Source organism: Wolbachia endosymbiont (group A) of Cydia amplana (assembly GCF_964028495.1).
Classification (GTDB): domain Bacteria; phylum Pseudomonadota; class Alphaproteobacteria; order Rickettsiales; family Anaplasmataceae; genus Wolbachia; species Wolbachia pipientis.
Window position 1 is genome coordinate 456,492 of record NZ_OZ034792.1, and the last position, 12,866, is coordinate 469,357.

12 protein-coding genes, 2 rRNA genes and 1 pseudogene are annotated in these 12,866 nt (G+C 34.9%); 7 read left to right on the top strand and 8 right to left on the bottom strand.

Annotated features, from left to right (window positions below; genetic code table 11):
• Positions 1–37 precede the first annotated feature (37 nt).
• Positions 38–1,114 (bottom strand): methyltransferase domain-containing protein, encoded by a 1,077-nt coding sequence (locus ABWU40_RS02290; RefSeq protein ID WP_141456819.1) that lies wholly within the window; start codon positions 1,112–1,114, stop codon positions 38–40.
• 335 nt (positions 1,115–1,449) lie between these two features.
• On the opposite strand from ABWU40_RS02290, the gene ABWU40_RS02295 reads away from it, so the two are divergent.
• Positions 1,450–4,215 (top strand): 23S ribosomal RNA (locus tag ABWU40_RS02295).
• Between the two features lie 66 nt (positions 4,216–4,281).
• A 5S ribosomal RNA gene (gene rrf / locus ABWU40_RS02300) occupies positions 4,282–4,388 on the top strand.
• Positions 4,389–4,473: 85 nt separating this feature from the next.
• Here rrf and ABWU40_RS02305 read toward each other — a convergent pair.
• The 3 genes and pseudogenes from ABWU40_RS02305 to rpmH all read right to left on the bottom strand — a co-directional run bounded on the left by ABWU40_RS02305 (position 4,474) and on the right by rpmH (position 5,300).
• Complete coding sequence (locus ABWU40_RS02305; RefSeq protein ID WP_353279300.1) at positions 4,474–4,737, bottom strand: hypothetical protein; 264 nt, start codon at positions 4,735–4,737, stop codon at positions 4,474–4,476.
• A gap of 85 nt (positions 4,738–4,822) precedes the next feature.
• A pseudogene (rnpA, locus tag ABWU40_RS02310) lies at positions 4,823–5,098 on the bottom strand (ribonuclease P protein component); the annotation flags it as partial.
• A gap of 67 nt (positions 5,099–5,165) precedes the next feature.
• The gene (rpmH, locus tag ABWU40_RS02315; protein WP_006279898.1) at positions 5,166–5,300 is read right to left on the bottom strand and encodes a 50S ribosomal protein L34; all 135 of its coding nucleotides are present in this window, start codon (positions 5,298–5,300) and stop codon (positions 5,166–5,168) included.
• Between the two features lie 107 nt (positions 5,301–5,407).
• Between rpmH and pstC the strand changes: the two genes are divergently transcribed.
• The 4 genes from pstC to ABWU40_RS02335 all read left to right on the top strand — a co-directional run bounded on the left by pstC (position 5,408) and on the right by ABWU40_RS02335 (position 8,988).
• Positions 5,408–6,496 (top strand): phosphate ABC transporter permease subunit PstC, encoded by a 1,089-nt coding sequence (pstC, locus tag ABWU40_RS02320; protein ID WP_038199744.1) that lies wholly within the window; start codon positions 5,408–5,410, stop codon positions 6,494–6,496.
• A gap of 101 nt (positions 6,497–6,597) precedes the next feature.
• On the top strand, positions 6,598–8,025 hold the full coding sequence (gene atpD, locus ABWU40_RS02325; RefSeq protein WP_141457329.1) for a F0F1 ATP synthase subunit beta: 1,428 nt from the start codon (positions 6,598–6,600) through the stop codon (positions 8,023–8,025).
• 12 nt (positions 8,026–8,037) lie between these two features.
• On the top strand, positions 8,038–8,382 hold the full coding sequence (locus ABWU40_RS02330) for a F0F1 ATP synthase subunit epsilon (protein WP_015588865.1): 345 nt from the start codon (positions 8,038–8,040) through the stop codon (positions 8,380–8,382).
• A 426-nt stretch (positions 8,383–8,808) separates the two neighbouring features.
• A complete protein-coding gene (locus ABWU40_RS02335) occupies positions 8,809–8,988 on the top strand; it encodes an ankyrin repeat domain-containing protein (RefSeq protein WP_223823054.1) in 180 nt (59 codons plus the stop codon).
• 176 nt (positions 8,989–9,164) lie between these two features.
• Here ABWU40_RS02335 and ABWU40_RS02340 read toward each other — a convergent pair whose 3' ends face one another.
• The 4 genes from ABWU40_RS02340 to ABWU40_RS02355 form a co-directional block, all read right to left on the bottom strand.
• Positions 9,165–9,335, bottom strand: coding sequence for a DDE-type integrase/transposase/recombinase (locus tag ABWU40_RS02340; protein ID WP_080717647.1), 171 nt, complete (start codon positions 9,333–9,335; stop codon positions 9,165–9,167).
• Between the two features lie 462 nt (positions 9,336–9,797).
• A complete protein-coding gene (locus ABWU40_RS02345; protein WP_007548509.1) occupies positions 9,798–9,932 on the bottom strand; it encodes a hypothetical protein in 135 nt (44 codons plus the stop codon).
• Positions 9,929–10,063 carry an IS3 family transposase gene (locus ABWU40_RS02350; RefSeq protein WP_007548354.1) on the bottom strand — a complete coding sequence of 45 codons (135 nt, stop codon included), beginning with the start codon at positions 10,061–10,063 and terminating at the stop codon, positions 9,929–9,931. The genes ABWU40_RS02345 and ABWU40_RS02350 overlap by 4 nt, the downstream gene beginning before the upstream one ends.
• Before the next feature lie 209 nt (positions 10,064–10,272).
• On the bottom strand, positions 10,273–11,202 hold the full coding sequence (locus tag ABWU40_RS02355; protein ID WP_141456821.1) for an AEC family transporter: 930 nt from the start codon (positions 11,200–11,202) through the stop codon (positions 10,273–10,275).
• 473 nt (positions 11,203–11,675) lie between these two features.
• Between ABWU40_RS02355 and ABWU40_RS02360 the strand changes: the two genes are divergently transcribed.
• The gene (locus ABWU40_RS02360) at positions 11,676–12,839 is read left to right on the top strand and encodes a multidrug effflux MFS transporter (RefSeq protein ID WP_010962461.1); all 1,164 of its coding nucleotides are present in this window, start codon (positions 11,676–11,678) and stop codon (positions 12,837–12,839) included.
• The last annotated feature ends 27 nt before the right edge of the window (positions 12,840–12,866 follow it).

The following is a 12,866-nucleotide window of genomic DNA, read 5'->3' on the forward strand; positions in this document are numbered from 1 at the left end:
TTATATATAGATACTTAAAAGTCATTTTGAGCGATTTTTAAGTTAGGTTTTTCGGATTTTCTTGTTGATGCTGTAATGCAAACAAGATACCGTTAACCTGACTGCCATATATTTTACAGTAACTCATATAACTTATTTGCATATTTATTTCTTTTGCAACATGTTGAACATAACTTTCTGAGTGACGAAAATAGTCTCCTTTATTTACAAAGTCAATACCTTCACCTTCCTTTCTTCTTATTAAGCATACAATAACCCCTTTTTTGCTCGTAGATCTTTTTGCTAATTCCAATTCTTCTTGAAAGTCATGTAGATAATGTAGCACTTCAGCAAAGATAATTACATCATACTGCTGGTTTTTCTCTTGTTTAAGAAACTCTTTCATTTCCATATGTATTAATTCATTGTAAACAGGCTTACCTTTTATAAAGCATCCTCTTGCGATATTTAGCATTCTACTTGAAATGTCAATTCCTATTATATGGTTTCCAATACTATTTATTTTCAAGAAATGACCACATATTCCAGTTCCACAACCAAGGTCGAGTATATTGAGCTCAGAAGTGGAGTTGTTGAAGATTTTTGTAATTATCATGTGTACAAGTTCATGCCCTCTATATTGTTTGGCAATCAACCAATGCTCAACAAAATATTCACCTGTGTAATCAAAATATTGTCTTATGAGGTTTTTTGGCAATTCTGTAATAGGCGCTGAGTTTGTCATTTTTTTTATATAGTAAGACGCCTCCTCGTGGTCATTATCTAATTTTAGTGCCCTTGTTAAATAATTATAAGCTTTGTTAGTATTCCCTACCGCAAAATGACACCTTCCGATGTTATACCAGACTATAGGTAAATGGGGGTAAAATATGCTAATTAACCAAAATCGTAACTTTGCATCTGATATGCTACCTTTATAAAAGTGATATAAACCGATTTCAATGTTGGTGTTTAACAGGTTCTTAGATTTTTTAAGAAGCACTGTCATTTCTTTATGAAGAGTATTATATTTATTCACAATGAAGTGTTTTACTTTCTTAATATTTAATACGCCAATGAGCTTAGACATACAATTTAAAGCAACGTTTTTTATAAAAGAGAGATTACTTTTCATACGTTAGAAATACTCCGAATGTTTATTATCATTTTTAGGCAATTGATTTTAACACATTTTATCTTACAAAATATCTTTTTTATTAATTTTTACTGTATATATAAGTTTACCACATATTTCTCAGATTATACTGTTTAGGATTGCTAGTATATTGTTGTTGATAATATAAGTAAATGTTTTGTGCAAAAAGGCGTTGACATATTATTTATTAGGTTATAACATATAAAAGATTAATTTAGTTTTTAGATGTTTGACAAGTTTTATGGTAGAGATTAATTTAATCTCAATTCAATTTTAATAATATTTAACTCTGCATATTCTGCATATAGTCGGATAAATAAATTATTAAGAGCACTTGATGGATGCCTTGGCGTTAAGAGGCGATGAAGGACGTGGCAGGCTGCGATAAGCTGTGGGGAATTGTCAACAAATTTTGATCCGCAGATTTCCGAATGGGGAAACCCAACTAGTTTAGCTAGTTATTACGTACTAAGTATGTAAAGCAAACTTGGTGAACTGAAATATCTAAGTAGCCAAAGGAAAAGAAATCAACCGAGATTCTGTTAGTAGTGACGAGCGAAAGCGGAAAAGGCTAGTGATTTAAGAATAAGAATTAGAATACTCTGGAAATAGTAACCATAGAAGGTGATAGTCCTGTATAAGTAGAAAGTTTTTAAATCCTTGAGTAGAGCGGGGCACGTGAAATCCTGTTTGAATATGGGGGGACCATCCTCCAAGCCTAAATACTCCTTAACGACCGATAGTGAACAAGTACCGTGAGGGAAAGGTGAAAAGAACCCCGGGAGGGGAGTGAAATAGAATCTGAAATCAAGTGCTTACAAACAGTTGGAGCTCTATATCAATTTATTGATATTTAGAGTGACAGCGTACCTTTTGCATAATGGGTCAGCGAGTTAATCTATGAAGCAAGCTTAAGCCGTTAGGTGTAGGCGTAGCGAAAGCAAGTCTGAATAGGGCGTTTTAGTTTTATGGATTAGACCCGAAACCAAGTGATCTAGTCATGACCAGATTGAAGGTGTGGTAAAACACACTGGAGGATCGAACCAGTTAATGTTGCAACATTATTGGATGAGTTGTGATTAGGGGTGAAAGGCCAATCAAACTTGGAAATAGCTGGTTCTCCGCGAAATCTATTTAGGTAGAGCGTTGTATGTATGTTGTTGGGGGTAGAGCACTGGATAGACTAGGGGGATTCACCGTCTTACCAAATCTAACTAAACTCCGAATACCAACAATTAATTATATAGCAGGCACACTACGGGTGCTAAGTCCGTGGTGAAGAGGGAAACAACCCAGATCACTATCTAAGGTCCCAAAATTACAGCTAAGTGGGGAAGGAAGTAGAAAAACCATTACAGCTAGGAGGTTGGCTTGGAAGCAGCCATCCTTTAAAGAAAGCGTAACAGCTCACTTGTCTAAATAAGTTTTTCTGCGCCGAAAATGTACCGGGGCTAAAGCTGTATACCGAAGATGTGAGTGCTTATTGATTTCGATCAATAGGCGCGGTAGCGGAGCGTTCCGTAAGTCTGTGAAGGTGGTTTGTGAAAACTGCTGGAGATATCGGAAGTGAGAATGCTGACATAAGTAGCGTAAAAGAGTGTGAAAAACACTCTCACCAAAAATCTAAGGGTTCCTACGTTAAGTTAATCTGCGTAGGGTTAGTCGGTTCCTAAGGCGAGTCCGTAAAGGAGTAGTCGATGGCAATTAGGTTAATATTCCTAAACCTCTTAAGTGTGACGGGTTTCGTATTTGTATAGATCTTATTGGATTGATCTATGCTTAAAAGAAGCTCCAGGAAATAGCACTTATATTTATGAGGCCGTACCGCAAACCGACACTGGTGGATGAGTAGAGTATACTAAGGTGTTGAAAGAATGATGTTGAAGGAACTCGGCAAATTATACCTGTAACTTCGGAAGAAGGGTAACCTGCTTTTAGGCAACTATAAGTAGGTGGCACAAAATAGGGAGTAGCGACTGTTTACTAAAAACACAGGACTCTGCAAACACGTAAGTGGAAGTATAGGGTCTGACGCCTGCCCGGTGCTGGAAGGTTAATAGGAAGGGTGCAAGCTCCGAATTGAAGCCCCAGTAAACGGCGGCCGTAACACTGACGGTCCTAAGGTAGCGAAATTCCTTGTCGGGTAAGTTCCGACCCGCACGAATGGCGTAACGATTTCTCCACTGTCTCCAACATCACTTCAGCGAAATTGAATTCCCCGTGCAGATGCGGGGTACCCGCGGTTAGACGAAGAGACCCCGTGCACCTTTACTATAGCTTTACATTGCTATTAAAAGTGTGATGTGCAGGATAGGTGGGAGACTTTGAAGTTATGGCGCTAGCTATAATGGAGTCAACCTTGAGATACCACCCTTTACACTTTTGATATCTAACTATGTTTCATTATCTGGAACTAGGACATTGTATGGTGGGTAGTTTGACTGGGGCGGTCGCCTCCTAAAAAGTAACGGAGGCGTGCGAAGGTAAGCTAGAGCTGGTCGGAAATCAGCTTGATAGTATAATGGCATAAGCTTGCCTGACTGCGAGGCTGACAAGCCAAGCAGAGACGAAAGTCGGTCATAGTGATCCGGTGATTCTGTATGGAAGGGTCATCGCTCAACGGATAAAAGGTACGCCGGGGATAACAGGCTGATGGTGTTCGAGCGTTCATAGCGACGACACCGTTTGGCACCTCGATGTCGACTCATCACATCCTGGGGCTGAAGAAGGTCCCAAGGGTTCGGCTGTTCGCCGATTAAAGTGATACGTGAGTTGGGTTTAGAACGTCGTGAGACAGTTCGGTTTCTATCTGCCGTGGGTGAAGGAAATTTGAGAAGGTCTGACTCTAGTACGAGAGGACCGAGATGGATATACCTCTGGTGTACCAGCTGTTATGCCAATAGCATCGCTGGGTGGCTATGTATAGATGGGATAATTGCTGAAAGCATATAAGCAAGAAACCCTCTTCAAAAAGATTTCCCAATTAAGGCCGTGGAAGACTACCACGTTGATAGGCTAGGTGTGGAAGCATGGTAACATGTGAAGCTAACTAGTACTAATAGCCTGATTGATTTATTTGCTTTCTATATGTGTGTATGCAGTGTTAAATATTAAGTTAAAATTGTTAAGTTAGAAATTTTTATTGACTTGGTGGCTATAGCAAAAATGAACCACCCGATCTCATCTCGAACTCGGAAGTGAAACTTTTTAGCGCTGATGGTACTTGAAAAGGGAGAGTAGGTCGCCGCCAAGTTTATAAAAATTTCTTTGTTAATTAGACAGTAGGTATACTTATATTTTAACTTTCTTGTTTTGTTACTATTCTTTAAGTTTTTACTTTAACTATGATATCTTTTTTTTCTTATATGTTCTTGGTCATTTTCTACATTATTTAGCATTGTTCCTACTTTCCCTAATTGATTCCCTTTTGAAGGAGAATTACTGATTTCTGGTAATATTACATTACCTCCCACTTTTTTAAATAATTCTTCTTGTTGGCGAAATGCTGACCTCCAATCTGTTCCTGTTCCTTTAGGAAGAAATAAGAATTGATACATCTGACCAAAGCCTGTGTTATTTACCTCTTTTATATGCTCTACCATTCATCACACCCATTAACTATTTTTAAAAGTTTTACCTATATTATCATAAAAAATATAGTTGTAAATACCTTAATTGAGATTTTTTTTATTTTATCTTTTTTAAGCAAATAGTTAGATCTTTTTGTAAATTTTTATAACTTGCTTGCATAATGTTTCTATGAGTTAGTATTATGTAGTAGTGCCCTATATTACTTATATTTAAAATGCTAATTTTAGCAAGCATTCGTAGTTGCCTTTTTATTTTATTTCTTTTTGCTGCTTTTCCGGTTTTTTTACTGATAGCCAGACCTACTCTAATAGTATGAATGTACTTTTCAGGTTCTCTTTCTTTTATAGCGTACAGTGATATATAAAGCCCACGATAAAAAAGACTGTTGAGTGCTAACTTATTTTTGAAAGCAGAAGAAAAATCTTTTTTTTTATACTTACTATGCGCATAATTTGTTACACCCTAATGAACGGCGCCTATTAAGGATTTTTCTTCCAGCTCTTGTTGCCATACGTGAACGAAATCCGTGTCTGCGCTTTCTTATCAAATTTTTTGGTTGAAATGTTCTCTTCATTGTTTTTATATTAATATAATTATTTATTTTAAATTGTTTTACTTTATTGTCAAATAATGGTGAACTTGTATGACATTTTCGTAGAATAAAATTTGATGCATGGAAGAATGAATTCGGTGATAGTCATACCTGTCTTACTAATCCTTTTATTTTGTTTTAGTAGGTTTCAAGAAGTAAATAAGGTTAAATCTTATCTATATCTTAGTTGTGTATGGATGCTAACTTGGTTGTTAGTATTCTATAATAATTGTTTTGTAACTTTTATTTCTATAGCGTTACTTTTTTTCATGCTTGCTTTTATCTTTAAAAATAAAAGAAATAAGATAATAAAACTTTCGTTATTTGTGGCTTTGGCCATATCATTTTTTATCACTTTATTTATAATGCTGTCTATTTTTATTCAATCCATTAGTTTTTTTAATAAAGTAGCTATTTCAGAATTCTTGTTTTGCTTGAAATGGGGCCACAATGTAGTCACTATCAATGAAGAGAAGATAGGATGTTTTGGTATAGCGCCGCTTTTAGTTGGTACATTACTTATAACTATTATAGCAATGTTAGTTGTCGTTCCGCTTGGTTTATTTTCTGCAATATATATTAGTGAATATGCGAGTGAGAAAGTGCGTTATATTGTTAATACAACTTTGCAAGTTTTGTCTGCTATTCCTACGGTTGTATATGGATATTTCGCGGTTGTGTTTTTGTCTTTCTTTATAAAGCAGGTAGCAAATTTTTTTGGTTTAAGTATACACTCAGAAAGTGCCTTAGTTGCCGGTTTATCGATTGGGATAATGATTCTTCCTTTTATTATTTCTTTACTCGAAGATGCCATAAGATCTGTTCCAAAAAGCTTGCGTTATGGCTTCATGGCACTTGGTGCAACTCCAGCGGAAACTATATGGCATATAACAATACCTTATGCAATGCCTACAATTTTAAGTGCAATTTTATTGTCAATTTCAAGAGTGATAGGTGAAACAATGATTGTGCTAATGGCTGTGGGAATCAACGCAAATTTGACTTTTAACCCTCTTAATTCAGTTACTACCATTACCGTGCAGATCGCTACATTACTTACCGGAGATCAGGATTTCAATAGTGTACAAACTCTTGCTGCTTATGCGCTTAGTTTAGTATTGTTTATTATTACTTGGCTATTAAATGCATTTGCATTGTTTGTAATGAAGCGTAACTAGTAAGCGTTTTAATGTTGCAAAATTTCTATTAATAATATAAAATTTATTTTCTTTAGAAGTTCTTTTATGGAATTATAGTGTTAGGTGATAAAAATAAAGAGATGAATATAGGTAGAGCGATTAAGGTAACTCAAGCAGTTGTTGATATAAAATTTGAAGGTGAATTGCCTAAAATATTTAATGCTTTAAAAAGCAAACTAAAATATAAGGATAAGGAGCTGGTTTTAGAAGTTTCGCAGCATATAGGTGACAATATAGTTCGTTGTATTGCTATGGATAGCACAGATGGCATGTCAAGGGGGGATGAATTTGTTGATACAGGTGCACCAATATCGGTGCCAATTGGGCGTTCAACTTTAGGAAGGATTTTTAATGTTGTTGGAGAGCTTATAGATGAGTGTGGTCCACTGAAGGGAAAGTATAACTTAGAGCCTATACACAGAGCACCTCCAAGTTTTACTGAACAGAGAATACAGGAAGAAGTTTTAGTTACGGGAATAAAAGTTATAGATCTTCTTGCACCTTATCTTAAAGGAGGAAAAATTGGCTTATTTGGTGGAGCCGGTGTTGGTAAAACAGTCCTAATAATGGAATTAATTAATAATATAGCAAAAGCTCATAAAGGATTTTCTGTGTTTGCCGGGGTAGGGGAGAGAACGCGTGAAGGTAACGATCTTTATCACGAGATGATCACTTCAAATGTAATAAATATAAATGAGCATGAAAAATCTCAAGCTGTTTTGGTTTATGGTCAGATGAATGAGCCTCCTGGAGCAAGGGCTAGAATTGCTTTAACAGCACTTACTATGGCAGAGTATTTTCGTGACCGTGAAAACCAAGATGTTCTATTTTTTGTGGATAATATCTTTAGATTTACACAAGCTGGTTCTGAAATTTCTGCTTTACTTGGAAGAATACCGTCAGCTGTTGGTTATCAGCCAACCCTTGCAACTGATATGGGTGCAATGCAAGAAAGAATAGCTTCAACAACTTCTGGCTCTATTACTTCTGTGCAAGCTATATATGTTCCTGCGGACGATTTAACTGATCCAGCCCCAGCAACTACATTCTCTCACCTTGATGCAACCACAGTGTTGTCAAGGCAAATAGCTGAAATGGGAATATACCCTGCTGTTGATTCACTTGATTCAACTTCTCAGTCTTTATCTGCTGAAATCATTGGTGAAGAACATTATAATGTAGCTTCTGAGGTGAAACGTATATTGCAAACTTATAAATCACTGCAAGATATTATCGCAATACTTGGTATGGATGAGCTATCTGATGAAGATAAAATTATTGTTGATAGGGCTCGTAAGATTCAGAAATTTCTTTCTCAACCTTTTCACGTTGCAGAAATATTTACTGGCATGCCTGGTAAATTTGTTTCACTTTCTGATACTGTTTCCAGTTTTAAAGGGATTGTTGAAGGCAAATATGATCACTTACCAGAGGCTGCTTTTTATATGGTGGGGAATATAGATGAAGCAATAAAAAAGGCTGAATTAATACAAGCTGAAGCTAAATAAAAGTTAAAGATTATGAATACTTTTAAAGTGCAATTTTTCTCTCCTGATGATCAAATTTCATTCAGTGGAGTGGTTTCTCTTTCAGTAACTGGGCTCGAAGGGGAGCTTATGATTTTAGCTCACCATGCTCCTTACTTAATTTATTTATTGCCTGGTATGATTACTGTTAAAATGAGTAACCAAATAGAAAAGAAGGTTGTAATTGATAGTGGCGTATTAGAAGTTGCAAATAATAATTGTAGCATTATAACAAGTCAAATTCAGGTTTTTGATCGTGCAATTCATGATGAGAAATCGTTTAAAAATAAGAGAATTAGTATATATTTAAGTTATCTTGATGAGAAGTTTCTTTCTTAGTTATTTTAGGCAAAAAGTCAATTATCATTCAAGTGGCTATAAGATTTTTGCTCAGGGGGCTCTTTTTTGTCATCCCAGAAACCCCGGGGTGTCATCCCAGTGTCGGAGTACTTTAGGTGTATGATCCCAGAGTGTGATGGTATGGGACCATACACCTAATCAAATAAAAATTAAAGAAGGAGAGTTGGTTGTAACGGTTGGAGATAACGACTTTGTTTTACCTGGAATTTACGTTGGATAAACTACAAAAAATAACAGGTAAAAATCAACGTAAATTTAAGATAAATCGATTTTATTAGTATTATCAAATCAAAATCTGTTTTTAATTAATCAATAATACTTTTTTACATATTTTCATCCCCTTTCATGGATTTTTTAATTTTATAGATGATATCTAATATTATTAGAAGCATTGTAAAATATCTTATGAGAAAAGTTATAAAATATATTAGCATTATTGGTATTGCATGTTTAGTATTGTTATTTTTTATATCTAATGTGGAAACACGCGTAAAAACACAGGAAGAACAATTATTCCTAGCTGTAGAAGATGGTAATGCACAAGAAGTAAAACTATTACTCAAAAATGGTGCAGACCCAAATTGACCTTACCCAGAAAAAGTAGAGAGAAAGTTAAGACGTTTTTATCATGAGAATAAATTGTGCAGGAATGCAATAGTTAATAGTAGAATGTCTACGTTATTTGTTACAAAAGATTTCTATGTATTCAAATATGGCAGTTCTGGTTTGTTGAGCGAGAAGTATCAATAAGCAGCTCCCTTTTAAGTGAACTTTTCTGCAACAGAGTTATCGTAACAACAGCCCTTATGGCTCATGCTGGAAATGATGTTTTTTGTATTCAATAGAAATTGGTAATTTTGAGAGGTATACTGTGACCCTTGATCGCTATGTAACAGCAGATTTTTATCGGGTTTGCGTTTATCAACGGCCATCAATAAAGAATCTATAACTAATTATCATGTTACTCATTAACCACCATGCGTGAATATAGGTCAATTATTGCCGCCAACAACCTTCTTTAGTTTTTATGTAGGTAATCCCAAACTTTATTTGGCTGATCAGTAGTAAAATTTTGATCCAATGTGTTCGGAGCCACAACTCGGTTGCTTATTTGCTGTTTTTTATTTTTGAACCTTCGTCTAAGCTTGGTTTTAATGCCATTTTCTTGCATAACACTTTGTACTGTTTTAATTTTTGCCTAAAGCTTTTAATTCAGCGTGAATTTTAGGGGCTCCATATCTGCATTTAGAATGCTTGATGTATTTTTTGAATATCTGCTAGAAGCCCTTCTTTTGCTAATTCTTTACTGCTTTTTTCCTTAGCAACCAATACCACCAGTACAAAACCCTACATAGTTCCTGTGTTTTATAGCAATTTCTATATAAAAGAATACTTTACTCTTTTTCTTTGCCCAGGGCTTTTTTTAAGATGTCTCTTTCTCTTATTAGCTCTTTTTTTAGATCAAATCTTTCTTTGTCATAAGGAGCCTTTGCCTGGAAATGCGTATGCTCCAGACATTTTTCCATCATATTTTCTTACTTAACATACTGCCATCTATACCTAGATCTTTTGCTATTTTTGTACTTGCTTGACCTGTTTCTTTAACCAGCTTAACAGCTTCTAATTTGAATTCTGCTGTATATTCTCTTCTATTTGTCATATTTTGAAAAAACGTTTTATTTTACTCCAAAAACGTCTTAACTTTCTCTCTACTTTTTCTGGGTAAGGTCACTTTACCGCCGCGGCGCTAACTAGTAGCGGGATGACGGGTTACCAAATTGTAGAAGTTGCTTTAGCTATAAATTCAAGTTTTATCAATGTCTTGTGTTGTTACCCAAATAATGGTTGTGCAAGCGCTTAATTTTTTGATCAAAAAGGAACAAGTTTAGTAAAAAATAATGATATTATTAGTGGAACATAAAACAGTCCCACTGCAGTACTGATTAGAAGCAACAGAGTAGCTTTATCTGGTTGATAATTCAAAATATTAGCAAGTATTATACTGGACCCAGAAACTGGAATAATAGCCAGCAACATCAGTGCTTTATATATGCTCTCATCGTATATACCTATAACATGCTTGTCTAAAAGGACAATTCCTAAAACAAACAGTGGCCAGAATACGTACTTTGCTGTAATAGTGATCAAAGCAAGCTTCCAATCTATTTTAAAGCTTGCAATATTCGCAATGCTCACTCCAAGTAGCACCATTCCTAATGTGACAAATGTACTTCTAATGTTCATCATAACATCTGTTAAAAAAGTAGGTATTTGTATATCGTATATACTTAAAAAGAAGCCCAGAACCATCGCATAAAGCGAAGGAAGTTTGAACAACTTTAATATGCATTCTTTTGCGGTATAAATACCATTTGCAGCTATGTAAAATCCTAAGCTGTTTTCAAATAGCGCCATTCCTATATAACAAACAACATATACAGATACTGAATCTTCATCAAATAAAGCCATGGCAATCGGCAGGCCAAAATAACCCATACTTGTGCTGCCCGAACTAAATGCTAATATGTTTCTCGTGTTATCCTTAAATAAAAAAGAAGAAAGATAATACACTGATAAGGACATAGTGCTACCTATAAACCATATCAAAATCGGCAGAGAAATTACTTTTAAATTAACTTCTGTATGAGAAACTCCATATAAAATCACTATTGGATTAGCTATATAAAAGAGTATTTGAGATATAGTGTTTCTATCAATTTTAAGACATTTTCCTGCTAAATAACCAATAAATATCGTAATATAAATAGGTAATATTTTTAGGAAAAGAGTAAAGAACATACTAGCCTATTGTGATACTTTTGACTGATAAAGTTATATTAGATCTTAAGGTATTGTAAAAGTAAACAAAATTTATTTTCCAATTTATCCAGCTCATAGTTAATTAAAAAAGATTCACTTGGTGCCAAAATTCGTTTTTACATAGGACTTAAGAATGACATTTTTATGATAAAATTATGTTAAGTTTCTATAAAGCTTCTTGCATATTTTTGAATAATGACATATTTACTAAAAATTAAACTGCTTGTAGTAATTTAGACGGACTGTTGAAAAAGTAAGAGGAAATAAGTAAAGTTAGGACAGAGAGTAAGAGCTTTAACATAGTTGTCATATTTTTCTTTAATTAACCCTAGTGTCCAATTTATCCACCATTCCTTCACATGAGGTGTTTCTAACCATTTTAATAACAGTAAAAAATGTTTTCTTTCAACGCTTTAAATGTGATATTTTTATTCATTAATTAAAAATCTCAAATGTTACTACCATTTCTGTTAATCCTGTCTCTCATTGCCAAGTTCATTGAAATTGACATTTCCGTACCTAGTTTTCCTGATATGGTGCACTATTTTAACGTACCGGAAGGCATAATTCAATTAACTATTGCTTATAATTTCCTAGGCTTTTGCATAGGAGGGTTGTTTTTTGGTCCATTGTCTGAATGCTATGGCAGAAGGAGAATTATGATCATAGGTAACACTTTGTTATTAATCGGCGCTGTTGGTTGTGTTTTTGCACCGTCGATTTTTTGGCTTTTAATCTCTCGCTTTGTTCAGGGCATTGGTGTTAGCACATCTGTAGTTGTGTTTGCAATCGTTGCAGACAGCTACAAAGGCGACGAAGCGGTGAAATTTATTGGAATCATGAATTCTGTTCTTACAGTTGTCATGGCAATTGCGCCAGTGTTAGGCAGTTTCATCAATGAAATTGTAGGATGGCGTGGTAATTATGCAACTGTTGCAATACTTTGTTTGATCTCTTGGGTTTTGCTGCTTTTAGCGTTACCAGAAACAAAAAAGAACCGCGATATTTTCAGTTTAAAAAAAACGATGAAAGATTACAGAAAACTACTATCTAATCCGAGGTTTGTTACGTTGTCTTTGATGTCAAGCCTCTTTTCTGCTGCGTATATGTCATTCATTACTTGTGGACCTTTTCTGTATATGAAGACTTTTGGTTTATCTAGCACTATTTATGCACTACATCAAGGTGCAATAGTTGGGTGCTTCTCACTCATCAGTCTATTTGCTGGCAAAATCTTGCAGAAACTTGGAGCAATAAAGTGTGTAATTTCTGGTACGAGCGTGGGTGCTATTGGGTCTCTATTGCTTGTAATATTCAGTATAATTGTACCCCACTCTTTCTACTTAGTAACACTGTCTATGATTATTTTTTCTATCGGTTGTGCAATTTTCCAGCCAGTGATTTTTAATGCATCAATAAATGTTTTCCCTGAAATTAAAGGCACAGCTTCTTCTGCAGTCTCGTTCATTAGAGCTTTTATCATGGCTATTTTTATCGGCTTAACAAGCTACATTTACAATGGTCAAACAATTAGTGTAGCTGTTCTTGTTTTATCCGCGATAGTACTAGAACTTGTTTTTACTGTCTATCTATTGCGTTTAAAAGATCCTATGTAATTAATAAAGATATTCCATTGTAGGCTG